The 24758-nt window shown below is 56.0% G+C and carries 21 protein-coding genes, 1 tRNA gene and 2 rRNA genes; 20 read left to right on the top strand and 4 right to left on the bottom strand.

Translation table 11 applies throughout. The features are described 5' to 3' along the window. Positions 1-128: 128 nt before the first annotated feature. Together J2S62_RS08115 and rrf are read left to right on the top strand one after the other, a co-directional pair. Positions 129-3225 (top strand): 23S ribosomal RNA (locus J2S62_RS08115). 288 nt (positions 3226-3513) lie between these two features. Next, positions 3514-3630 (top strand): 5S ribosomal RNA (gene rrf / locus J2S62_RS08110). A gap of 126 nt (positions 3631-3756) precedes the next feature. Here rrf and J2S62_RS08105 read toward each other — a convergent pair. Beyond that, a complete protein-coding gene (locus tag J2S62_RS08105; protein ID WP_310173454.1) occupies positions 3757-4116 on the bottom strand; it encodes a cupin domain-containing protein in 360 nt (119 codons plus the stop codon). Positions 4117-4264: 148 nt separating this feature from the next. Continuing rightward, positions 4265-5500, bottom strand: coding sequence for a MalY/PatB family protein (locus J2S62_RS08100; RefSeq protein ID WP_310173450.1), 1236 nt, complete (start codon positions 5498-5500; stop codon positions 4265-4267). A gap of 106 nt (positions 5501-5606) precedes the next feature. Between J2S62_RS08100 and J2S62_RS08095 the strand changes: the two genes are divergently transcribed. Beyond that, the gene (locus J2S62_RS08095; RefSeq protein WP_310173448.1) at positions 5607-6722 is read left to right on the top strand and encodes a pyridoxal-phosphate-dependent aminotransferase family protein; all 1116 of its coding nucleotides are present in this window, start codon (positions 5607-5609) and stop codon (positions 6720-6722) included. Between the two features lie 65 nt (positions 6723-6787). On the opposite strand, the gene J2S62_RS08090 is transcribed toward J2S62_RS08095, so the two are convergent. After that, positions 6788-8221 (bottom strand): NAD-dependent malic enzyme, encoded by a 1434-nt coding sequence (locus J2S62_RS08090; RefSeq protein WP_310173446.1) that lies wholly within the window; start codon positions 8219-8221, stop codon positions 6788-6790. Positions 8222-9055: 834 nt separating this feature from the next. On the opposite strand from J2S62_RS08090, the gene J2S62_RS08085 reads away from it, so the two are divergent. The 15 genes from J2S62_RS08085 to der all read left to right on the top strand — a co-directional run bounded on the left by J2S62_RS08085 (position 9056) and on the right by der (position 23184). Further along, entirely contained in the window at positions 9056-10111 is a 1056-nt protein-coding gene (locus J2S62_RS08085) for a tetratricopeptide repeat protein (RefSeq protein ID WP_310173444.1), read from the top strand. 3 nt (positions 10112-10114) lie between these two features. After that, the gene (locus tag J2S62_RS08080) at positions 10115-10948 is read left to right on the top strand and encodes an HAD-IIA family hydrolase (protein WP_310173442.1); all 834 of its coding nucleotides are present in this window, start codon (positions 10115-10117) and stop codon (positions 10946-10948) included. Beyond that, the gene (locus J2S62_RS08075; protein ID WP_310173439.1) at positions 10935-11093 is read left to right on the top strand and encodes a hypothetical protein; all 159 of its coding nucleotides are present in this window, start codon (positions 10935-10937) and stop codon (positions 11091-11093) included. Before J2S62_RS08080 ends, J2S62_RS08075 begins: the two co-directional genes overlap by 14 nt. A gap of 1 nt (position 11094) precedes the next feature. Then, entirely contained in the window at positions 11095-11910 is an 816-nt protein-coding gene (locus J2S62_RS08070) for a TlyA family RNA methyltransferase (RefSeq protein ID WP_310173437.1), read from the top strand. A gap of 91 nt (positions 11911-12001) precedes the next feature. Continuing rightward, positions 12002-13168 carry an NAD kinase gene (locus J2S62_RS08065; RefSeq protein ID WP_310173435.1) on the top strand — a complete coding sequence of 389 codons (1167 nt, stop codon included), beginning with the start codon at positions 12002-12004 and terminating at the stop codon, positions 13166-13168. Further along, on the top strand, positions 13169-14887 hold the full coding sequence (gene recN / locus J2S62_RS08060) for a DNA repair protein RecN (protein WP_310173433.1): 1719 nt from the start codon (positions 13169-13171) through the stop codon (positions 14885-14887). After that, on the top strand, positions 14884-15492 hold the full coding sequence (locus J2S62_RS08055; RefSeq protein ID WP_310173432.1) for an NUDIX hydrolase: 609 nt from the start codon (positions 14884-14886) through the stop codon (positions 15490-15492). Before recN ends, J2S62_RS08055 begins: the two co-directional genes overlap by 4 nt. Before the next feature lie 11 nt (positions 15493-15503). Further along, positions 15504-16457 (top strand): site-specific tyrosine recombinase XerD, encoded by a 954-nt coding sequence (xerD, locus tag J2S62_RS08050; protein ID WP_310173430.1) that lies wholly within the window; start codon positions 15504-15506, stop codon positions 16455-16457. A 205-nt stretch (positions 16458-16662) separates the two neighbouring features. Continuing rightward, positions 16663-17523 carry a ParA family protein gene (locus tag J2S62_RS08045; protein WP_310175802.1) on the top strand — a complete coding sequence of 287 codons (861 nt, stop codon included), beginning with the start codon at positions 16663-16665 and terminating at the stop codon, positions 17521-17523. Next, entirely contained in the window at positions 17520-18317 is a 798-nt protein-coding gene (locus tag J2S62_RS08040; protein ID WP_310173428.1) for a segregation and condensation protein A, read from the top strand. The genes J2S62_RS08045 and J2S62_RS08040 overlap by 4 nt, the downstream gene beginning before the upstream one ends. Further along, a complete protein-coding gene (scpB, locus tag J2S62_RS08035) occupies positions 18310-18888 on the top strand; it encodes an SMC-Scp complex subunit ScpB (protein WP_310173426.1) in 579 nt (192 codons plus the stop codon). Before J2S62_RS08040 ends, scpB begins: the two co-directional genes overlap by 8 nt. Before the next feature lie 2 nt (positions 18889-18890). Next, complete coding sequence (locus J2S62_RS08030) at positions 18891-19790, top strand: pseudouridine synthase (RefSeq protein ID WP_310173424.1); 900 nt, start codon at positions 18891-18893, stop codon at positions 19788-19790. Beyond that, positions 19787-20962: a prephenate dehydrogenase gene (locus tag J2S62_RS08025; RefSeq protein WP_310173421.1), complete on the top strand. Its 1176-nt coding sequence runs from the start codon at positions 19787-19789 to the stop codon at positions 20960-20962. Before J2S62_RS08030 ends, J2S62_RS08025 begins: the two co-directional genes overlap by 4 nt. Then, positions 20962-21666, top strand: coding sequence for a (d)CMP kinase (gene cmk, locus J2S62_RS08020; RefSeq protein WP_310173419.1), 705 nt, complete (start codon positions 20962-20964; stop codon positions 21664-21666). Before J2S62_RS08025 ends, cmk begins: the two co-directional genes overlap by 1 nt. 9 nt (positions 21667-21675) lie before the next feature. Continuing rightward, the gene (der, locus tag J2S62_RS08015; protein WP_310173417.1) at positions 21676-23184 is read left to right on the top strand and encodes a ribosome biogenesis GTPase Der; all 1509 of its coding nucleotides are present in this window, start codon (positions 21676-21678) and stop codon (positions 23182-23184) included. A gap of 24 nt (positions 23185-23208) precedes the next feature. Here the strand turns inward: der and J2S62_RS08010 are convergent, their stop codons facing one another. Continuing rightward, on the bottom strand, positions 23209-23733 hold the full coding sequence (locus J2S62_RS08010) for an adenine phosphoribosyltransferase (protein ID WP_310175801.1): 525 nt from the start codon (positions 23731-23733) through the stop codon (positions 23209-23211). Positions 23734-23863: 130 nt separating this feature from the next. Between J2S62_RS08010 and J2S62_RS08005 the strand changes: the two genes are divergently transcribed. Further along, positions 23864-23937: transfer RNA gene (locus J2S62_RS08005), tRNA-Pro, on the top strand. 258 nt (positions 23938-24195) lie between these two features. After that, positions 24196-24648, top strand: a complete 453-nt coding sequence (locus J2S62_RS08000; protein WP_310173415.1) for an FHA domain-containing protein — start codon at positions 24196-24198, stop codon at positions 24646-24648. The last annotated feature ends 110 nt before the right edge of the window (positions 24649-24758 follow it).

Here is a 24758-nt window from a genome sequence, read left to right as displayed (position 1 = left end):
GTGGGTGTGTGGTATGTGATTGTTCTGTGTGATTGCATCATTCGTTCAGCCGTTGGCTGGGTGATGGTGTGATATTTGCGTTGTGTTGTGATTTGGGCAGCCGCGGCCCCCTTGTTGGGGTGGTGGTTGGGTAAGTTAGCAAGAGCGCACGGTGGATGCCTTGGTACTAGGAGCCGATGAAGGACGTGGGAATCTGCGATAAGCCTGGTGGAGTTGATAACCAAACGGTGAGACCAGGATGTCCGAATGGGGAAACCCCGCATGTGCGTCTTCGGGCGTGTGTGTGACCGCTGGCTGAATGTATAGGCCAGTTGGAGGGAACGCGGGGAAGTGAAACATCTCAGTACCTGCAGGAAGAGAAAACAATAGTGATTCTGTTAGTAGTGGCGAGCGAACGCGGATGAGGCTAAACCGGTCACGTGGAATACCCGGCAGGGGTTGCGTGATCGGGGTTGTTGGGCGTAGTTGGTGGTGTACTGCCGTGCACCGCAGTGGCTACATGGTGTAGTCGAAGAGGTTTGGATGCCTCACCGTAGAGGGTGATAGTCCCGTAGACGAAACAGTATGTGGTGCTGTCAAGTATGTCCCGAGTAGCACGACGTTCGTGGAGCGTCGTGTGAATCTGCCAGGACCACCTGGTAAGCCTAAATACTTCCTAGTGACCGATAGTGAATCAGTACCGTGAGGGAATGGTGAAAAGTACCCCGGGAGGGGAGTGAAATAGTACCTGAAACCGTGTGCTTACAATCCGTCCGAGCATCCTGTGGGGTGTGAGGGCGTGCCTTTTGCAAAATGAGCCTGCGAGTCAGTGATGCGTGGCGAGGTTAACCCGTGTGGGGTAGTCGTAGCGAAAGCGAGTCTGAAGAGGGCGAGTCAGTCGCGTGTTCTGGACCCGAAACGAAGTGATCTACCCATGACCAGGTTGAAGCGCGTGTAAGAGCGCGTGGAGGACCGAACCCACTTAGGTTGAAAACTGAGGGGATGAGTTGTGGGTAGGGGTGAAAGGCTAATCAAACTTCGTGATAGCTGGTTCTCCCCGAAATGCATTTAGGTGCAGCGTTACGTGTGCTTGCTGGTGGTAGAGCTACTGGTTGACTGATGGGCCCTACAAGGTTACTGACGTCTGCCAAACTCCGAATGCTGGCAAGTTGAGCGTAGCAGTGAGACGGTGGGGGATAAGCTTCATCGTCGAAAGGGAAACAGCCCAGATCATCGGTTAAGGCCCCTAAGCGTGTGCTAAGTGGGAAAGGATGTGGAGTTGCTGAGACAACCAGGAGGTTGGCTTAGAAGCAGCCACCCTTGAAAGAGTGCGTAACAGCCCACTGGTCAAGTGATTCTGCGCCGACAATGTAGCGGGGCTCAAGCACACCGCCGAAACCATGACTGCAACACCTGCTGGTGTTGCGGGGTAGGGGAGCGTCGTGTAGGAGGTGAAGCCGCAGTGTGAACTTGTGGTGGATTCTGCGCGAGTGAGAATGCAGGCATGAGTAGCGAATGACGGGTGAGAAACCCGTCCGCCGGATGACTAAGGGTTCCAGGGTCAAGCTAATCTTCCCTGGGTTAGTCGGGACCTAAGGCGAGGCCGACAGGCGTAGTCGATGGACAACGGGTTGATATTCCCGTACCGATACTATACCGCCCATGACACGCTGGTGAGACTAACCTCTCAAGCCAGCGGTGTGCACCTTCGGGTGTGCACTGGTGGTGCGATTGGGACCTGATCCAGTAGGTCAAGCGCATTAACAGGTGTGACGCAGGAAGGTAGCCGGGCCAGGCAGTGGAATTGTCCTGGTCTAAGCGTGTAGGGCGTCTGGTAGGGAAATCCGCCAGACACATGCCTGAGACGTGATGGGCCCCCACGTGGTGGGGGATCCGGTGATCCTATGCTGCCTAGAAAAGCATCGGCGCCAGGTGTAGTGTTGCCCGTACCCATAACCGACACAGGTAGTCAGGTAGAGAATACTAAGGCGATCGAGACAATCATAGTTAAGGAACTCGGCAAAATGCCCCCGTAACTTCGGAAGAAGGGGGGCCCGGACCCTGAGACCCACGTGCTGGGTTGAGGGGGTAAGGGCCGCAGAGACTAGGGGGAGGCGACTGTTTATCAAAAACACAGGTGCATGCGAAGTCGTAAGACGATGTATATGCACTGACTCCTGCCCGGTGCTGGAAGGTTAAGCGGATCTGTTAGCCCACCTTGTGTGGGCGAAGCGGAAAAGTTAAGCCCCAGTAAACGGCGGTGGTAACTATAACCATCCTAAGGTAGCGAAATTCCTTGTCGGGTAAGTTCCGACCTGCACGAATGGAGCAACGACCTCTCCGCTGTCTCTACTATGAACTCGGCGAAATTGCACTACGAGTAAAGATGCTCGTTACGCGCAGAAGGACGGAAAGACCCCGGAACCTTTACTATAGTTTGGTATTGGTATTGACTGTCACTTGTGTAGTATAGGTGGGAGACTGTGAAGCCATCACGCTAGTGATGGTGGAGTCGATCGGTGAAATACCACTCTGGTGATAGTGAATATCTAACTTCGGGCCATGATCTGGTCCAGGGACAGTGCCTGATGGGTAGTTTAACTGGGGCGGTTGCCTCCTAAATGGTAACGGAGGCGCCCAAAGGTTCCCTCAGCCTGGTCGGTCATCAGGTGTTGAGTGTAAGTGCACAAGGGAGCTTGACTGTGAGACAGGCATGTCGAGCAGGAACGAAAGTTGGGACTAGTGATCCGGCGACTCGTTGTGGAACGGTCGTCGCTCAACGGATAAAAGGTACTCCGGGGATAACAGGCTGATCTTGCCCAAGAGTTCATATCGACGGCATGGTTTGGCACCTCGATGTCGGCTCGTCGCATCCTGGGGCTGGAGTAGGTCCCAAGGGTTGGGCTGTTCGCCCATTAAAGCGGTACGCGAGCTGGGTTCAGAACGTCGTGAGACAGTTCGGTCCCTATCCTCTGCGCGCGTTGGAGAATTGCGAAGGTCTGTCCTTAGTACGAGAGGACCGGGACGGACGAACCTCTGGTATGTCAGTTGTACCGCCAGGTGCATGGCTGATTCGCTACGTTCGGGATGGATAACCGCTGAAAGCATCTAAGCGGGAAGCCGGCTTCAAGATGAATTCTCCTTATAAGGTGCCCAGTAGACTACTGGGTTGATAGGCCGGAAGTGGAAGCACAGACTACAGATGTGTGCAGCTGACCGGTACTAATACACCAAAGACTTACCCACACCCCACACCACACCGTGGAGGGGGGTGTGTATTGTCAGGCAGCAAAAGGTCTGACACGAGTCACCACACAATAACGTGCACACAGAACACGTGCATGCGTCCACGAGACCACTCAACAGGATTTGTTGATGCGCGTCCACTATACGGTTACAGCAACACCACCCCGTGACCACCCCCGAACCCCCCGCAACCAGGGGTGGGTAGGGTCACCCAGAATTGCATAAGATGTCGTCACCACACCGGTGACCCACAGGATTGCCACCCCACCACGGGGTGAGCTCAAGGGTTACGGTGGTTATAGCGTGGGGGAAACGCCCGGTCCCATTCCGAACCCGGAAGCTAAGACCCACAGCGCCGATGGTACTGCACCCGGGAGGGTGTGGGAGAGTAGGACACCGCCGGACAACCATTCACAGGCGCCCCGGGAGGGCCCCGACCACACGGTCGGCCCCCTCCCGGGGCCCCTGCATTTAACAACACAAACATGGTGTCGTGCGCCTTCCGGATCTTCCGTTCCGGGAACTTATTACCTATCGGTTAATAACGCTTTGTCGCAACACCGTTAGTGTCAAAGTGCTATCTTCAATCGCGGTGACAGAGTGTTTTTCTGGGGGCAGGGGCAACATCTGTCCAGCAGCAATTTCCCAGTTTCTATCATCACCATGAAGAACGACTTTACCCTCCATGACGTGTATGAAACCTTCTTGGGGGCTCCAGTGTTCTGCCATGTGTTCACCTGCTAATATCACGACCATAGTCTGTCTGACGCCATCACCCCGGTACACGGTGCTTCCTGCACGTCGAGCTACCGCGCTTTCGGCGGAATCACGGAGTACCTGTTGTTCTGCGTTGAGATCGATGAGTTTGAGCTCTGCTGGCGGATACGACATTGCAATGACCTCCAATACTGTCCTGCTATTTGGGTGCTACCACTGTACCTGAGCAAGGGTGGGACCTACCTCGTCTACAGATTGTGGGTGAGTTGTTGTAATTGCATCGTCAGTTCGCGGGTATCGGTGCTCTATCCCTTGCCATTCGTTAGGGCCCAGAGTTCTGCCTGCTGAAGACCGAACCCAGGCGATCTATGATCATGTCTAATATTTCCGGCCCTGTGGCGAAATTGATTCGTAGGTGGCCCTCGCCAACATCTCCGGTCGCGGCACCATCTGTAGCGATGACTCCACAGCGTTGTGCAGTTGCCTCAGCGAGACTATAGCGCTGGGGCACATCGGCTACGACTGCTTCATAATTGGGTGTGCTTCGTAGGTCGATCCATGCCAAATACGTGGCTTCGGGTGGCGTGTAGACCGCTCCAGGCAGGTAGGTGTCCACCAACTGTGTGAGTTGCTTCCGGTTCTGCTCTAACTGGTCCATAGCAACCCGGAACCACTCGCTTCCATCCTTGAGCGCCGATATGGTCGCGACGTAGCCGGAAGATGCCGTACCCATCTCGAAATGCTGACCAAACTCTTGCCACCGTCGCTGGTCACCATCGCGCGTGAAAATCAAACAAGCTGCCTTAGCGCCTGGTACCGAAAATCCCTTGGTACACGACCAAGCCGTAATTGCACATTCTGCAGCTGTGGCACTAACTGACGCGAAGGGGACGTGGCTATGCCCATCAAAAACCAGCGGCTCATGAATTTCATCGGCAAACACCCGCACGTTATACTGCCGAGCGAGCTCTGCAATCTGCTCGAGTTCTGTTCGGTTGTATACCTTGCCGATCGGGTTATGAGGGTTAACTAAAACTAGAAGCCCTCCGTCTGCGAGTGCTTGTTCAAGTCTTTCCCAGTCAATTCTCCACTGCTGGTGCAGCGCATCAGGCGCGAGCATACTGACATTGCGTACCGGGCGCTGGTCTTCAAAGATATGCTGGATGAAATTCATATAGGCCGGTGTCAATAGTGTGATTGGCGTGCCCGGCGCGGTAAAGATCCTGGCCACGGCATCGTACGCCGTCATGACATCCGAAATAGGGCGAATCGCATCGTGATCCACTGTTAGGCCGAGGTCTCGGTAGTGCTCGGCGATAACTTGTTGAAAATTTTGCACCAGACCAGGAGGCCGATACCCCAACGGCGCATGCTCGGCCCAATGTTTCAACGCCCTTCTGATATTGCCAGCTGGGGCGAAATCCATTTCGGCAACGAAGCATGGGATGGTCTCGTGCCCGTTAATGTGTTCTGGGTACATTGACCATTTCATCGAGCCGGAAGCTCGTAAGGCAGCTGGGGAGAGATCACCCAGTATCGCAGGTGTATCAAAACTCATGGGGCCAGCTTAACCAGGTCTCGACCTCGGTGCCTAGGCATCACCGCTGGTCATAAGGGTAACTGAATATACCTGCCCGCTATGGGGCGACCTAGACTAGTGAACTATGACATATAACTCAGTATTTGAAAGTCCTATCGTCGGTCGTCAATTATTTGGCCCTGGACCCTGCAACCCCTATCCAGAAGCTCACCTAGCGTTGAGCTTGCCTTTGCTCGGTCACCTGGACCCCACCTTCATTGCTGCTATGGATGCCACGAGCGACATGCTGCGGCGTGTGTGGGGGACCGCGAATCAGCGAACTCTGCCACTGTCCGCGACCGGTTCCGCCGGGATGGAGGCGGCCTTTGTGAATACAATCCACCCGGGAGATGTAGTGGTGGTCGCGGTCAATGGGCTGTTCGGCGAGCGTATGGTGGATGTGGCGTCGCGGCATGGCGCCGAGGTCATCTCGGTAGAACACGAGTATGGCACACCAGTCGACGTTGAGCGGGTGGTGACCGCTCATCCGAATCCGAACATCATCGCCGCGGTCCACGCGGAGACTTCCACCGGGGTCGTCTCTGACATCCAACAGTTGGGAGAGAACAAAGGCGACGCCCTGTTGCTCGCCGATTGTGTAACCTCCATCGGGGGGATGCCAATTGAACTCGACGAGTGGGGTGTGGATATCGCGTATGCTGGATCGCAAAAATGTCTTGGCGTTGCTCCCGGCCTAGCACCTTTCACTATCTCAGAACGAGCGTATGAACGCCGTGTGGAACGGCCGGCAAACTGGTACCTGGACCTCAACTTGCTAGGGGGATACGCCACTGGCACCACCGGTGGGCAACGCACCTATCACCACACGGCCCCCACAGGTATGGTGGTCTCGCTAAAAGCGGGGCTAGAACGGATCTTTGCTGAAGGGCTAGATAATGTTTACGCACGGCATGCGGCAGCCGGTAAGGCATTGCAGGATGGCCTAGAGGCCATGGGACTCACATTATTTGCTGAAGAGGGCGCGCGGTTAGCTCAACTGACGACGGTGAAGGTCCCAGACGGCGTGGATTCGGCTGCAGTACGTAGCTATCTTATGGAGAAGTACAATCTTGAGATAGGCGCCGGTACCGGCGAATACGCGTCAAAGATCTGGCGGATCGGCATGATGGGGCATAACGCCACCGAAGCGAACGCCCATCTGGTACTCTCCGCACTCCAAGACGCTCTCGATCACGCCTGACATGACAAAGCCGTGTGTGAGACCCTTATTGAGCCTCACACACGGCTAACAGGTTATGTGGCGTCTTAGAAGTCGATGTCGTCCTGCGTGCCTGTTACAAGGTTTGCAGCGTTACCGTTTCGTTGGGCGACCTCGGCCACCGCTTCAGCTACGGCTGGGGCGACTCTAGTATTGAACACCGACGGGATGACATAGCTCGGGTTGAGTTCATCCTCGGTGATGGTTTCCGAAATCGCGTCGGCGGCCGCGACTAACATGTCCTCAGTGATATCGGATGCACCCGCGTCGAGCAGCCCACGGAAGAGTCCCGGAAACGCCAAAACATTATTAATCTGATTCGGGAAATCCGAACGTCCGGTGGCCACTACCGCAGCATGCTTTGAAGCTTCCGTCGGCAGGATTTCGGGATCGGGGTTAGCCATCGCAAAAACAATCGCATCGTCATTCATGCTGGCGATATCAGTTTCGTCCAACAAGTTGGGAGCTGACACCCCGATGAAGACATCCGCGCCTACCATAGCTTCCTTGAGCGACCCAGAGAAGCCGGCCTGATTGGTATTATCAGCTAGCCACTGGCGGTGCTCGTCTCGCTGAGTGGTGTTAGGCTCGAGGACCCCGTCACGACCTGCAGCTAAGATGTGCTGAGCTCCGGACGCTTGCAACAACCGAATAATCGCGTGACCTGCTGCCCCAACACCTGAGACAACGATCCGGACGTCGGCGATATCTTTGCCGACCACTTTAAGAGCATTGTTGAGTGCCGCCTGGGTGACGATTGCGGTGCCGTGTTGATCGTCGTGAAATACGGGAATGTCGAGTTCTTCTCGCAACCGGGCTTCGATCTCGAAGCAACGCGGTGCTGAAATATCTTCGAGGTTGATGCCGCCATACGCTGGTGCCAGAGCTTTGACGATCGCGACGATCTCGTCGGTGTCTTTGGTGTCCAACGCCACAGGCCAGGCGTCCACGTTGGCAAACTGCTTGAACAACACAGCTTTACCTTCCATGACCGGCATCGAAGCTTCTGGTCCGATGTCGCCCAAACCAAGCACCGCGGTGCCATCAGTCACCACTGCGATGGTGTTGCGTTTGATAGTGAGCTCACGGGCTCGTGCCGTATCTTTGGCTATGGCCTTGCACACCCGTGCCACACCTGGAGTGTATGCCCGTGAGAGATCATCGCGGTTCCGAACGTTGACCTTTGATACGGTTTGGAGCTTTCCGCCCTGATGCATATGGAAGGTACGATCCGAAAGGCTTAATACCTTGAATCCTTCCTGGGCTTCAATAGCGTCTCGGACTTGCTGGCTGTGCACTTTCCCTAGCGTGTTACACGCCAGGTTGATGATATTGGACTCATGACTGGCATCAACAATGTCGAGCGCTGTGATCGCGGCGCCGGCCTCCGCCACGAGAGCGGTGAGGTCACTAGTTGCGGTGAAGGTGGAAGGTGCCTGAACTTTGACGATGATCGAATAACCGGGGCTGGGTGTAGCCATGATGTGTTTGAACTCCTTGGCAGTTTGTAGGTGTAACCATCAACGATGGCTGCACCATTGGTTGTACGAGCGGCTCGTGTGCACTACCTGGCAATCATGGGTGGATGACGACAGCACATGCAGCAGCACTGGCCTGGTAAGGCTCAAAGGCCACATGATCCGAACTTGCACGATACCACGTGCAGCTCCGCTTTAGCGGCAAATATTGAGCTATTGAGACGCATTGCTCTAAGAAGATGCAAAAATTTTCAACCAACCCCCTACCCCTTTTAGGTGACGTAGGTTACAGTTGAGCGGTATCGGTGCTGCACTGTCGCAGCGCCAAAGTTGGAAGGCACAGTCGATTCGAATACCCCCGAACGTTGTGTTGTTTCAGCTTCCACGGACAGCCCAGAGGCGTCCGTGTCCAGGCCCATCTAGCCGAAGTGTGTTCCATCTGCCAGTTAGTACAGCAAGTTCCACAGGTTCTATCTGTTTCCGGCACATCGTCGTGCTCAGAGGTCTATGAGGAGACTCCGATGACATCCATGTCCAATATTCCCCCGATTGCGTCTCACGCCAGCAGCCCGACCCGCGGGTTCGAAAGCTTTCCGGTCGGCGGGTCCGACCCAGATTTTGTCAATCTGGACCGCGGTAAATCCGTGATGTGTTCTATACCGTTACTGGGTAAAGTTTTGCCCCAGTGTAGATAACCACGACCGTCTTGTTCGCTTAGCATAAGGAGCGGCACAGCCACCTCAACGCGTCCACGAACAGCTGTAAGATGGAGGCACTGTGTAAATGTGCCTGCCAACTACCCAACAGGCCTCCGAATGACTCAAGGACGCTATAACTTTGACCGATACCACTGGAAACCAGCCGCGGAATCGCGACGACTCATCACGATCTGATCGTTTTGAGCGTCGAGAAGGGTCCCGGGCGCGCACACCCCGGCAAGCAGGCCGTTCGGGTGCAGGCCGAGGCAGCGAAACTCGGGGTGCTCAGCGGGGCCGTTCAGGCAGCGGAAATCAGCAGTATCGTGGCAAAGGGCCGCGCCAGGGTGAGAATCAGCGGCGTCCCCGGGACAGCGAGTCGGAGTCGACACCGCAGCATAATCCGGCTGATCTGCGCTCCTCGAATCGGCCCGACCGCGGCCGGTCGCCAGACATCGATGAGGACGTTACAGGCCGTGAGCTAGACAAGAGCGTCCAACGAGAGCTGGGTGCCTTAGACGAGCACAACCGTCCCTGGGTGCAAAAACACTTAGTGATGGCCGCACGATTAATCGATGATGATCCGGAGCTTGCTTTTGCGCACGCACTTGCTGCGTCTCGGCGCGGTGGTCGGCTCGCTGTGGTTCGTGAGGCTGCCGGGATGACCGCTTATGCGGCAGGTAATTTCTCTGAAGCGCTTCGCGAATTCCGGACCTATCGGCGGATCAGTGGCGATAACGCCCACTTGCCAGAAATGGTTGATTCCGAACGCGCGTTGGGCCGGACGGACAAAGCTTTAGAACTTGCGGCTGAAGTGAAACCGGACCAGCTCCCGGTCGCGTCCCGAGTCGAACTTGCCATCGTTGTTTCAGGAATTCACCTCGACAACGACGACCCGCGGTCAGCTCTAAAAGCTCTGGAGATCCCTGAATTGAATCCGCGGCGCGGATTTTCGTATTCGCCGCGGCTCTTTCGGGCTTATGCCCAAGCCCTGAGCGCGGCTGGACGCGCCGAGGAGGGACGCAAGTGGGCCAGTCTTGCTCGACGCGCAGAACGTGCACTAGGGCTTGATGTCGAACCTGAGCCAGAGATTCTCGACCTCGACGGGGAAGACACGCCCGTGTCGGTTCGGGCTCGCGATGTCGTTCCCCCTGCCGAACACCAACGTCGCGCACAGACCGAAGGTGGAGACGCGTAGTTCGTGACCACGTTTTATCACGGCTATGACGGCTTGCTCTGCGACCTCGACGGGGTCGTCTATGCCGGAGCCCAGCCGATCCCGTATGCAGTAGACACGCTCAATGCGCTCATCGAACGCGGTATCCCGGTGGGTTTCGTGACCAACAATGCCTCAAAATCTGCTGCAGATGTGGCAGACCGTCTCACGAGCTTCGGGGTGGACACAGACAGCACCCATGTGATCACCTCCGCCCAAGCGGTGGCTGACGTGTTGAAGCGTGAGTACCAGCCCGCTGATGGGCCTGTTTTAGTCACCGGATCAGAGCAACTGACGGCACTGATCCAAGCCGCCGGCTTCGCCACTACAGCGGTGGCCGCCGACGCTCCGCAAGTAGTAGTTCAGGGTTTCAACCCGCACCTTGGGTGGAAAGATCTTGCTGAAGCGAGTTTTGCTATCCAACACGGTGCCGGGTGGTTGGCCTCGAACCTCGATCTGACGATTCCGCTGGCCCAAGGGGTGGCGCCCGGTAACGGGTCCCTCGTCAATGCCGTTGCTCAAGCCACCGGTCACCGTCCCGAACTTGCTGCCGGAAAACCCGCGCCCACGATGTTTCGGACCATGGCAAACAGGTTCTCGATGCGTCAGCCCCTAGTTGTTGGTGACCGTCTCGATACGGATGTCTTGGGCGCCCTCAACGCTGGTTTCGACGGTGCACTGGTGGAAACCGGGATCCATCGGCGCGCAGATCTTCCAGCGTTTCGCCGAATCTCCTCACCTACCTGGGTCCTACCTGATCTGAGTGTGCTGCTAAACTCACCGGAACCCGAGCACCGAGGCCAACATGATCGACCCTGAAACCGTCGCCCAGCATCTTCAGTCTGCCCTGGAACATGTATCGGATTTGCGTCCAGCCGAGGAGCTGGCAGCCTACGAGCAGGTGCTAGCCGAGTTAACAGAGCTACTCAACGCTCCCGACGAGCACGGCCCGGGGCTGACCTAGTATGAAACGCCTGGATCAGGTCATGGTTGCTCGCCAACTCGTCAGCTCACGGACTATCGCAGTGCGGCATATTCAGGCAGGGGAGGTGAAGGTCAATGGCCAACCGGTGACCAAACCCGCCACGAAAATAGCCGCCGACGCTCTGATTGAACTCACTGCTTCGGGGCCGCAGTATGCATCCCGTGCTGGACACAAGCTGGCCGGTGCCCTCGATAGTTTTAGCAACGTGCAGGTTACCGGGGCCAGGTGCTTAGATGCCGGTGCTTCGACCGGAGGGTTCACCGATGTGCTGCTTCAACGGGGTGCACGGGAGGTCATTGCGGTCGATGTGGGGCACGACCAGATCGTTCAACGACTGCGTGCTGATCCGCGCGTGGACGTGCGCGAGGGAGTCAACGTTCGCTACCTAGCCCTGGCGGATGTTGGTGCCCCCGTAGATATCGTGGTGTCTGACTTATCATTTATCTCACTGACCTTGGTGCTCAACGCGCTTACCACGGTGAGCGCTCCGGGAGCCCACCTGATCCTGATGGTGAAACCGCAATTTGAAATCGGCCGAGAGCACTTGCCGAAAACCGGGGTGGTCAGCGATCCGCGCCAACGACGAGCAGCTGTGCTTGGCGTGATCGAAGCGGCGCTGACCCATGGATTGCGTCCTCGAGGTCTTGCCGCCAGTCCGTTGCCTGGCCAAGACGGCAATAAAGAATTTTTCCTCTGGGCTACCCAACCAGAGACCAGCGCTTATAGGCAGGACACTGTCAATGCCGCAGAATGGTTAGACGCGCAGCAGGTCAGATGGGATGATGAGCTCGGCTGAGCAGCTTGTCCACAAGGTGCCGAACTGAGGAAACCCGTGTTCGACAACGACTACATTGGGTACTAGGCAGACGTATAAACAAAGGAGGACCATGAGCCGACGAATACTGATTTTGGCTCACACGGGACGCCAAAAGGCGATGCAGACTGCACTGCAAGCCATCGAGTTGTTACGTGAAGCTGATCTTACGCCGGTGATGATGCCTCACGATGCCGCCGTGATGCACGAAGCAATACACAACGGGGTGTTGTCAGCAAACGGTATCGGTGTGGAGAGCATCGACTCCAAATCAACGCTGCATGACATAGAACTGTGCATGGTCCTCGGCGGTGATGGCTCCGTATTGCGTGCTGCCGAAATGGTTCGCGAATCCGGTCTGCCGCTGATGGCCGTCAACCTCGGTCACGTCGGTTTCCTTGCCGAAGCAGAACAGGCCGACTTGGAACGAGCCGTGGCAGCGATCGTCAACAAAGATTACCTCGTCGAAGAGCGGATGGCCATCGACGTCAAAGTCCTGGTGGGCAAACACCTGGTTGCCCATACGTGGGCATTGAACGAGGCATCCGTAGAGAAATCCAACCGCGAGCGTATGTTGGAGGTCGTCATCGGAGTGGATGACCGGCCTATCTCCTCCTTCGGCTGTGATGGCGTTGTGATGTCGACTCCCACCGGCTCCACTGCGTATGCGTTTTCTGGTGGCGGCCCCATCGTGTGGCCAGAAGTCCAAGCCATGCTTATGGTCCCGCTATCCGCTCATGCATTATTTGCTCGGCCCCTGGTCGTGGCTCCTGAATCAGTCATCTCCGTTGACGTGATGCAACGGACCAACGAGAACGGTGTCTTGTGGTGTGATGGTCGCCGGACCGTGGACCTACCACCCGGGGCGCGAATCGAAGCAACCCGCTCGCAGCGTCCTGTGAAGCTGGCTCGCTTGGCACTGACTCCGTTCTCCGAACGGTTAGTACGTAAGTTCGACCTGCCCACAGAAGGCTGGCGAGGCTCGTTAAGCGAAATCGACCGTGCGGCTATTGCAGCACGAGAAAACGAACGAAGAGGCCAAGATAACTGGCATCAGACCCTGGCCGATTCCCAGGGTGTTCGGATTGTAGAACCCCATCACATGGCGCCACCGCCAGAGATTGGCCCGCCGGTGACGACACCGATCCCGGTGATCACCAAAGCCGATGAAGAAGAAATAGTTGAACTGCCGAACCGGACACCTGATACCGGACGCGATGCACCTGGGGAGGACGACTAAATGCTGGACCACTTGTCGATTAACTCCTTGGGCGTCATCGAAGAAACAACCGTAGAACTTGACCCAGGTTTCACCGTAGTTACGGGGGAGACGGGTGCGGGAAAGACTATGGTCGTGACTGCCCTGAACCTATTGCTCGGGGCACGAGCCGACGCCGGAGCTATTCGTGCAGGTGATACCAAAGCCACGGTTGAGGCAGGCTTTCTGCTGTCACCCAATCATCCTTCCATCTCAGCGGCACAAGAAGCCGGAGCCGTCCTAGACGACGAAGGACAATCCAAACATCTTGTCATTACCCGCACAATTAGCGCATCCGGAAGCGGAACGCGCTCGCGGGCCACAGCCGGTGGTCGCGGCGTGCCGGTTGCTCTCCTTTCCCAAATCGGCGAACAGGCCGTGGCCATCCACGGTCAATCCGACCAACTGCGCCTGAAATCTCTGACCGCACAGCGGCGTGCCTTGGACGCTTTTGGTGGCAAGCCGGTGACCGAAGCACTGGCCAGCTACCGCGAGACCTACAACCAACTTCACGAGGTTACCAAGCAGCTAGAGACGCTCATTACCCAGGCTCAAGAGCGAGCACTCGAAGCCGAAAACTTGCAACGAAGTCTTGAAGAGATTGATACCGCAAACATTCAGGACAACGAAGACGAAGAGATTCAGGAGCGAATCAAACGACTCGAGTCCGCTGAAGAGTTCCGGAACGCGGCACGGCTGTCGACGACAGCGCTATCAGGTGATGACAACGACTTGGACGCTCCAAGCGCGGAATCACTCGTTGAAATTGCGCGACAAGCGATCCTGCAAACTCCCGGCGAGGTTGAAGAACTGGAAGAAATCACTCGCCGCTTAGCATCCGTGGGGATCGAGTTGGCTGACATCACCGCCGAGATCTCGCAATTTGCTTCGAGCCTGGATGAAGAAGGACCATTGGCGCTCAATCAGGCGCAATCGAGGCTAGCCGAACTCAACCGACTGAAAAAACTTTACGGTCCTGATCTAGCGGACGTCTTAGCGTGGGCGGAACAACAACGGCCCCGTTTGGATGAACTCCACGGCGACACCGAACGAATCGAATACCTTACTGAACAACAACAAGAACTTACCGAACAGCTCAACGAGCACGGTGCCCAGCTCACCGCGCTGCGACAACAAGCCGGTGAACAGCTAGGGGAGCAGGTGACAAAAGAACTCCACGGTCTGCTGATGCCGACTGCGCAGTTCTCAGTGGCCATCACCCCGGCAGAGCAACCCGGTCCGCACGGTTTCGATGACATCGCTTTACTACTCCAGCCCCACCCGGGATCAGACCCCAGGCCACTTGGCAAAGGCGCCTCCGGTGGGGAGCTATCCCGGATTATGCTGGCTCTGGAAGTTGTACTAGCTGATACCGACCCGGTTCCGACCTTCATATTTGACGAAATCGATGCGGGTGTTGGAGGGGAAGCTGCCGTGCAGATCGGCAAACGCTTGGCACGACTTGCCCGCCATGTGCAGGTCATCGTAGTCACCCACCTGCCACAGGTCGCCGCGTATGCTAATAAACATCTGAAGGTGAATAAAGCTCCCGATGTCGAGGCAGGCTTCACGACCTCAGACGTCAGTGAATTAAGTGGTGACGAACGAGTGTCAGAGCTGGCACGGATGTTAGCTGGTCACGCCGATTCGACATCAGCCCGCGAACACGCCCGTGAATTGTTGGAGACCTCGACTGCATGACGCACATTCAAGACACCCCAAAACCAGTGACACTCCAAGACCAGCAGACCGTGTTTTCGGGTGCAATCTGGGAGATCCAACGTGACACCTTCACGATCGAAGAGGGCGATGAACCACTGACGCGCGACTATGTTAAACATCCAGGCGCAGTAGCCATCGTTGCGCTGGATGACCAACAGCGCGTCGCCATGATCCGACAGTACCGACACCCGGTTGGACAAGACTGCTGGGAGATACCGGCTGGATTGGTTGATGTAGAAGGTGAAAGTCTATTAGCCACAGCGCAACGCGAACTGGCTGAAGAAGCCGATATGGTCGCCGATACCTGGTCCGTGTTGGTTGACCACTACCCATCAGCCGGTTCATCTACGGAAGCTATCCGCATCTTTCTCGCCCAAGACATTCGCACGGTCCCGGAAGCACAACGTCATCAGCGCGTCGGTGAAGAGGCGCATTTGACCTTGGAGTGGGTAGCCCTAGACGAAGCCCTACATGCAGTCATGTCCGGTGCTGTAAAAAATGTGAACGCGATAACCGGGATCATGGCGGCCCATCTCGTGGCCACCACCCAGCGTCAGCCTCGCTCAACTGACAGCCCGTTCTAAAACCCATGAGCTTGGACAATCTTGACATACCTCAGGCGCTGCAGGACGAAGTCGCGGCGTACTTGAACCACCTTACGGTTGAGCGGGGCCTAGCCGAAAACACACTGGCAGCATACCGACGGGATCTGAATCGCTACCTGCGGTACCTCACTCAAGAGCGCGTCACTGATGTCAAACAGATCACCGGTCATCACGTATCAGGTTTTCTCCAGGCCCTCAGCTCGGGAAGCCACCATATGGGCAGGTTGGCACCCTCATCAATCAACCGAATTCTTGTGGCAGCACGGGGTTGGCATCGTTTTATGCACCTGGAACACACTACGGAAATCAATCCGGCTGCCGATGTTCGGCCACCTAACACCGGGCAATATCTGCCTGATGCCCTCAGCATCGACGAAGTCACACGCATACTCGATACGCCACCGCCGGACACTGCCCAAGGGCTGAGGGACCGGGCACTGATGGAGCTGCTCTACGCCACTGGCGCTCGCGTCACTGAAGCGATCCAATTAGACGTAGACGACATCGTACAGCTCGACGACCCGCAAGATACGACCGTAGTACGACTCTTTGGGAAAGGATCAAAAGAACGCATCGTCCCGCTGGGTTCTTATGCTGTCGATGCGGTGAATGCCTACCTGGTGCGCGGCCGTCCTCACCACGCTGCCGCAGGGCGTGGTTCACCGGCCCTGTTTCTGAACCGTTTCGGAAATCGCATATCGCGCCAAACCGGTTGGAATGTGATCAAGCATGCAGCCGAGGTAGCCGACATACGTGCCGAAATTTCACCCCACACATTGCGTCACTCCTTTGCCACACACCTGCTTCAAGGAGGAGCCGATGTCAGAGTCGTGCAAGAATTGCTGGGGCACGCTTCCGTCACGACCACGCAAATCTATACCCATGTGACTGCCGAAACCCTACGTGAAGTTTTTGCCGCGGCCCATCCCAGAGCAAACGACTAATTGACCTTCATGTTTGACTTGAAACTTTAAGGCTCGCCGAGAAAATAGGCTATTTGACCGCCCAGGTCATCTTCGCGCAATACACTAGACTCAGAACCGAACCACTCTCATTTTCGATCACTAAGAGGATTGCACCCCCACTTTTACGTAGCGGTCAGGAGTTTCAACCATCGTGAATGACGCCAGCCAACAACCACGTCCAGTGATGATGATCACCGGCGAGCCAGTGATCGGTCCCACCGGGCGGCCCAAACACGAATTTCCCGTTCCCGAGCCTCTGGCCTCGCACGGTCCTGCCCGCATCATCGCCTTGGTGAACCAAAAAGGTGGCGTCGGGAAAACTACATCGTCAGTCAACCTTGGGGCCGCGCTGGCCGGATACGGCCGAAAAGTGCTAATGGTCGATTTCGATCCACAAGGCGCGCTGTCGGCTGGTTTCGGTACGAATCCGCACGAAATGGACCTCACCGTTTACAATGTGCTAATGGAGCGCGATGTTCACATCAGCGATGCAATCATCAAGACCGCCGACGAGAATATCGACTTACTTCCCGCAAACATTGACCTCTCCGCTGCTGAAGTTCAGCTGGTCAATGAGGTAGCCCGTGAACAAGTGCTGGCACGTGCCCTGCGCCCCATTGTCGATGACTACGATATTGTGATCATCGATTGCCAACCCTCGTTAGGGCTACTGACCGTCAACGCGCTAGCGGCGGCCCATGGAGTCATCATCCCTTTGACCGCCGAGTTTTTTGCGCTCCGTGCCGTAGCACTCCTCGTGGAAACCATTGAAAAAGTTCAAGACCGCATCAATCCCGACCTAGTGGTCGACGGGGTGCTAGCCACGATGGTGGATGGTAGAACATTGCATTCCAAAGAAGTGATCGGGCGATTAGTGGAAGCGTTCGGAGATAAAGTCTTTGAAACAGTAATCAACCGTTCCATCAAGTTTGCTGATGCCACCGTGGCTGCCGAACCTATTACCGCGTTCGCTCCCAATCACCCCGGCGCCAAGAATTATCGACAACTAGCACGCGAATTAATCTGTCGCGGCGGGGCACCGTGAGCCAGGCTGCAGTCCCAGAACTTGCAGATCAACTCAGCGACGAACATGTAGGTTTCGAACTCGCACTAACCAATTTCTCTGGCCCCTTCGACCTGCTCCTCTCGCTGATAGCTCGACGACGCATGGACGTTACTGAAATCGCTCTTGCAGAAGTCACCGATGAATTTCTCGCCTACGTCGCAACGCTGAAAACCACCGAAGAAGTCTTAGAGAATTCCACCGCATTTATGGTCGTTGCCGCGACCCTTCTAGAACTCAAAACAGCACGCTTACTTCCCACGGGGCTCAGCGATGTACAAGAAGAACTCGCGCTACTGGAAGAGCGCGACCTGCTCTTTGCGCGCCTCCTCCAATATCGGGCGTTTAAACAAGCCGCTGAGATGATTCATCACCGGTTGCAGGCACAAGCAGCCATGACTCCACGACAAGGTGGCCCGGAACCCCAACACGCCAATGTCCTGCCCGAACTCGTCTTCGATCTCTCGGCCGATGAGTTTGCAGCATTAGCTCAAGACGTATTCTCCAAGTTTCGTGAAGTGCCAGAAGAAGTCGGCACAGGGCATCTCCATGCGCCGCTGGTATCGATGACAGAGCAGATCGCGATCATGACCCACCGGCTCCAAACCTCCAAAAGGCTCTCCTTCGGTCGGTTAGTCAGCGATGCTACGACCACCATGGTCGTCGTCGTGCGCTTTCTGGGATTGCTCACCATGTATCGGGACCGGCTGATCGAATGGCACCAAGAGACACCACTAGGTGAAATCATGGTGGAATGGAATCCTCCCCATGAGTGAACATCGTCATCACTCTGAACTTTTCGCCCAACTTGAAGCCATATTGATGGTCTCAGACGAGCCCTTGACAGTAGAACAGCTCAGGAAAGCTACCGGGCAGTCCACAGACCATATTGAAGCCACTTTGAAGGCTATCCAACGCGACTACGATGGTCACGAGAACAGTAAAACCCGTGGTTTCCAGTTGCGCCAGGTAGCTGGCGGGTGGCGTATCTATACACGAGCAGAGCACGCAGAGGTTATCGCCTCGTTCATGTTGCAAGGAGCCACCCAGAAGCTGAGCCAGGCAAGCCTGGAGGCGCTGGCAGTGATAGCGTATCTACAGCCCACCACACGATCCAGAGTGGCACAAATCCGCGGGGTCAACTCCGACTCTGTCATTCGCACCCTTTTGACGAGGGGACTTATCGCCGAAGACGGGGTGGAAGAAATCACCGGTGCCGTACGCTATACGACAACGAATAACTTTCTTGAACTCCTTGGCATAAACTCGATACACGAACTACCAAAAATCTCACCGCTCCTCCCAGGAGTGGATGAAGCCAGCCAGCTGGCAGAAAGTCAGGAATAATTATGACATCCCGCAAGCCGAGAGGCTCCGGAAGCCGCAAACGCACTCCCCAAACGGGACGTCGCGGTGGGCCATTTTCCGGGGCTGACTACGATCGCAATCTAGGACCTGTGGACCGCAGCCAATACGGTAGAAAAGGGAAAGGCCAAGGCAAGAAATCGCGTCAGCATGTTCCCGAAGGCGAACGACTCCAAAAAGTTATCGCCGCCGCTGGCATCGCATCTCGCAGAGTCGCCGAAGACCTCATTAGCGAAGGTCGCGTAGAGGTCAACGAAGAGATTGTCACCGCGCTGGGCACCAGAGTCGACCCGGACACAGACGTTATCTTTGTCGATGGCATTCGTGTGAACACAAACCCAGATGCCGTCTACTACGCCTTCAATAAACCGCGCGGCGTCATCTCGACGATGTCGGATCCCAAAGGTCGGCCATCAATTGCTGACTATGTCAACACAGCCGACACCCGACTGTTTCACGTTGGCCGCTTGGACAACGAGACCGAGGGCCTGTTGCTACTGACCAACGATGGTGAACTGGCAAACCGACTATCACACCCTAGATATGAAATACCCAAAACCTATCTCGTGCAGGTCAAGGGTCCGCTGCGTAAGGGTGTTGGCGATGAGCTCAGACAGGGCATCGAGCTCGAAGAAGATGGCCTCGTCTCGGTGGACTCTTTCAAAGTGGTGGACTCGACGCCGGGTCACGTCTTATGTGAAGTGGTGATTCATAGCGGCCAAAACCGTGTGGTTCGCCGGCTTATGAAAGCCGTCGACTATCCTGTCCAGCGGCTCGTTCGCGTTGCGCACGGTCCGATCACCCTGGGGGATCAGCGTCAGGGCTCGATTCGTAAACTAAATTCACAAGAGGTCGGGCATCTTATGGCGGCGGTGGGGCTATGACGACACCCCGGTTCTCACGCACCGAGATTGTCGACACTGCTTCGCTGGCCGCAGCCACTGAAACGATTTCTAAACACCACTCCATACGACAACCGGTAGCCATTATTGGTACCGGCCTGTTAGGGACTTCCATTGGTCTGGGCTTACGCGCCGCTGGCCTTGAGGTACTCCTGACCGATCCGTCACCCTCGGCCCAAGCGGTGGCCGAAGATATCGGTGCCGGTCGCGGACTGACCCAGGAGGATCAACCCGGCACAGTGGTGGTGGCTGCACCTCCCGATGTCACAGGCGAAGAAGTCATTGCCGCACTCCAACGCTGGCCTGAAGCTATCGTGTTGGACATTGCTTCGGTTAAAACGGCCATTGTGCGAGAAGTTGAACACGCCGTCCAGACGGGGCGAATTACTCCCCGAGACAGCCTGCGATATCTTGGTACCCATCCAATGGCCGGCAGGGAACGCTCTGGTCCGGTAGCCGCACGCGGAGAGTTATTTACTGCAGCCCCTTGGGTCTTGTGCACGCAACCCGACACCCCGCGGCAGGTGATTTACGTTGCCTCCGACGTCGCCCGTTTGCTTGGTGCCACGATTTATCATATGAGCCCGGAAGAACATGATGCGGCAGTAGCCAAAATCAGTCACCTGCCTCAGATCGCAGCTTCCTTATTAGCCTCCCGGCTCCAAGATACGTCTGTTCAAGCACTTCAATTGGCAGGCAATGGTTTACGTGACACCACGCGTATCGCGGCATCAGATCCAAGCCTATGGGTACAGATCCTCACCGCCAACGCGGAACAAATCTTGCCCGAACTTCACGGAATGAAGTCTGACCTTGACCGACTGATCCACACTCTAAGCCAACCAACCGCATCAGGAGCGCGCTTAGACGTTGCTCAACTGATGGACGAAGGCAATCGTGGTCAAGCGCGTATCCCCGGTAAGCACGGGGGACCAGCACAGGGCTTCGCCCTAGTCACCATCCTGGTTGACGATACGCCGGGCGCACTTGTTTCAGCGCTGCAAGCGGTAGCCGATGCAGGGGTGAACGTGGAAGACTTGAGGATGGAACACTCCTCGGGGTACCAGGTCGGTATGCTGGAGCTCTCCGTGGTCCCCGGGCACAAAAAGCACCTGGTCGACTCGTTGACTGAACTTGGATGGAAGGTACTGTAATGTCGTCACTACAACCTCGGCTTGTTATCGCCATAGATGGACCGTCTGGCACTGGCAAATCCACCGTCGCGCGGTGGGTCGCTCAAGAGTTGGGGCTCAGTTACCTGGACACCGGAGCGAATTATCGTGCCGCCACGTTGTGGTGCATGAAAAACGGTTTAGACCTTGCACATCCAGAAAATGTTCAAACACAAGACATCACCGAGCTGATCACCAAGATGCCGCTGGCCCAGGATCTCAATCCCAATAACGTCAGCCTGGCATTGAATGGCCAAGACATCACCGAAGCGATCCGTACAGACGAGGTTACCGCTAACGTTTCTGTGCTCTCCACCCGCCCGGAAGTGCGAGAACATCTGGTACAACTCCAACGCCAAGCCATAGAAGCCAGGCCGCGCATTGTGGTGGAAGGCCGAGACATTACTACGGTAGTGGCACCTGATGCGCAGGCGCGCATCTTATTGACCGCATCCCCAGAAATTCGTATGGCCCGGAGGCGTCAGCAGCTACGCGAAACCCACCAGGATCCCACGAAAGTAGAATCCGACGTGTTGGAGCGCGACGCTAAAGATTCCGCACTCGTAGATTTCATGACCCCTGCTGACGGGGTAGCTGAAATCGACTCCACCAATCTTTCCCTCGAAGACACTGTGACCGTGGTCCTGGCCGAAATACAGCGCCAAGTCAACGCCAACGGTTCCTAAGAAAGCGTTATGACAGAAGAAGAATACACTCCGGCGGGTGCCGATACGGTCGATCAAGACCTGGCACAAATGACCGATGAAGAACACCAGGCCCGCACCGAAGCTTATCTTGCCGGTCTACAACAATACGAGCTTGAAGAAGACGACCACGAGATCTTAGAAGGTTTCGAGGACGACGCTCAGCCTGACCTACACGACTTCATACCCCCAGTGGTGGCCGTCGTTGGACGTCCCAACGTGGGCAAGTCGACCCTGGTCAACCGCATCATTGGACGTCGACAAGCCGTCGTTGAGGATGTGCCAGGGGTCACTCGAGATCGCGTGTTCTACGAAGCCGAATGGAATGGGCAGCCTTTTACGGTGGCAGATACCGGCGGCTGGGAGTACGGTGTCAAAGGGCTAGCTGCTAAGGTAGCGGACCAGGCAGAACGGGCCGTTGAAATAGCGGATGCCGTGCTCTTCGTCGTGGATGCCACCGTTGGCATCACCGCAACGGACGAAGCTATTGTTGCTATGCTTCGTCGATCGAATAAACCCGTGGTACTTGTTGCCAACAAAGTTGATGGGCAGTCACAAGAAGCCGATGCCGCGGCGTTATGGGGGTTAGGATTCGGCTATCCACACCCCGTCTCGGGGCTGCACGGTCGAGGGACCGCTGATCTGCTCGATGTGCTCATCGACACGCTTCCCGACGAAGCCGCTAATAGCGAGGCCCTGGTCGCCCGGGGACCACGACGCGTTGCGCTGGTGGGACGACCAAACGTGGGGAAGTCCTCTCTACTCAACAGTCTGGCCGGTAATGCACGTGCTGTGGTCGATGATACTGCTGGCACCACCCGAGACCCGGTGGATGAGCTCGTCGAACTGGACGGAAAAGTCTGGGAATTTGTCGACACCGCAGGTATTCGACGTCGTCAACACATGGCGTCGGGATCAGATTATTATGCTTCGCTACGCACCAGAGCAGCCCTGGAGCGCGCCGAGGTGGCAGTCGTACTGCTGGAGGCCTCCCAAAGGCTCAGCGAACAAGATGTTCGTATCATCCAAATGGTGCTCGAAGCTGGACGAGCACTCGTCTTGGCTTTCAACAAGTGGGACCTGGTAGATGACGACCGGCGTCACGACCTGGAACGGGAGATTGACCTCGACCTGCAGCACGTTGCTTGGGCGCCGCGGATCAATATCTCTGCAAAAACCGGGTGGCACAAGAATCGTCTTGTGCCCGCATTGGAAACGTCCTTGGCCTCTTGGGAAACCCGCATCCCCACCGGCAAACTCAATTCATTTATCGGAGAACTTGTGGCGGCGCATCCTCACCCGGTGCGTGGGGGAAAACAGCCGCGTATCCTCTTTGCTACGCAGTCCTCCACCCGTCCGCCCAAGTTCATTCTCTTCACCACCGGCTTCTTAGACCCGGGATATCGCCGATTCATCATCAATCGGTTACGCCAGTATTTCGGTTTTGAAGGCAGCCCCATAGAAATCACGATGCGCGTGCGGGAACGTCGCCGTCGATGAGTTGAGTCTGATGGATGCCGCAAATTACATGGTGAACAGCGCCTGCGTTTGCGGCATCACTCTTCTGCCGCCTAATCCTTCAAGCTCCATCACCACGCCGACACCAGCCACCTGCGCTCCAGCGAGTTCAATCAGATCTGCGCCGGCTTTTAACGTTCCACCAGTGGCCAAGATGTCGTCAATGAGTAGTACACGCATGCCTGGTTTCAGTTCCGGTGAAACCTCTAAAGTATCTGGTCCGTACTCTTTGTCATACGAAATCTGGTGCGCGGGCACAGGCAATTTGCCTGCCTTGCGGATAGGCAGCATGCCCGTGTCCGCAATAGCCGCCACAGCACCGGCAAAAATGAAGCCTCGGGCCTCGATACCTGCCACAACGTCAAAACTTGTGCTCGCTTGATCCAACAACCCGTGGGCAACTGCCCGCAGCGCCTTGCCATCCCCCAAGAGGGGTGTGATGTCTCGAAATGCCACACCGGGCTGAGGGTAATCTTGAATGGTTCGAATCAGCGAACGCGCATAGACAAGGTTTGTTTCTTCCGAAGCCATGAAGGTCATAGGAACAGTTTAGGCCTAGCCTGATCAGCCGCGACATTCATCCCGTCACACGATTCGGCGTTCGTCTGATCATGGTGTAGAGTAACCCGAGTATCCTAGCGCTGATGAAACAGTGTTAGAGCGGGCTGTGGCGCAGCTTGGTAGCGCACATCTCTGGGGGAGATGGGGTCGCAGGTTCAAATCCTGTCAGCCCGACAAAGCATCCTTGGTTCCTCTGGCACCAAGGATGCTTTTTGCTTTCTCCAAAGCCAGACTGTTGATACTTTAACCTTCGAGTGTAGTTTTACTCTGAGCATACTTTGCACGAAAAGCCAAGACGACAGGCACGTTCGGGTTGGAAGATGTGATGTTAACCAGTGAATTGGCGGCATCGATCGGCTAAACTAAGTGAGCCAGGGTGACTCAACAACAGGAGTCATCAGCATCATTTTGTACAACAAGGAGCGCTCAAGCATGACAAAAGATACCCCCGTTCCTGGTAATTCAGAGGATCACTCTGATATTGAGCCTACGACAGTTGGGTTGCCTAAGCTTGAACCGCTTCAAGAACTGCATCTAGCAGCGGAAGAGCGTTCAGCGCTAGATGCTCTGCCTGTAGGTTCAGCTCTTCTGGTAGCTCACGAGGGACCCAATCGTGGTGCCCGCTTCCTCCTCGATCAAGACCGTGTCACCGTGGGGCGGCACCCACATGCCGATATCTTCTTAGACGATGTCACTGTCTCGCGTCAGCACGCTGTCTTTGAAAGAGAGGGCAATAACTTCCGCATGACAGACACCGGGTCTCTGAACGGGACATACATCAATCACGACCGCGTGGATTCGATCATACTGCGTACCGGAATGGAACTACAGATCGGTAAATTTCGGCTGTCCTACTACGCAGGCACCCAACAACCTGAAAACTAATAGCTAGTAACGTTGAGTAGTCGCCGGTGATAAGCCGGTGACTCCTTTATATCCGGTCCATTGTCTTGAAAAGGTCTGAACACATTGTCCGCTTCCCCAAAACCTCGTTC

The organism is Enteractinococcus fodinae, from assembly GCF_031458395.1.
Taxonomy (GTDB): Bacteria; Actinomycetota; Actinomycetes; order Actinomycetales; family Micrococcaceae; genus Yaniella; species Yaniella fodinae.
Note: the sequence above shows the minus strand (reverse complement) of the source record. Positions and strands in the feature narration are given on the sequence as shown.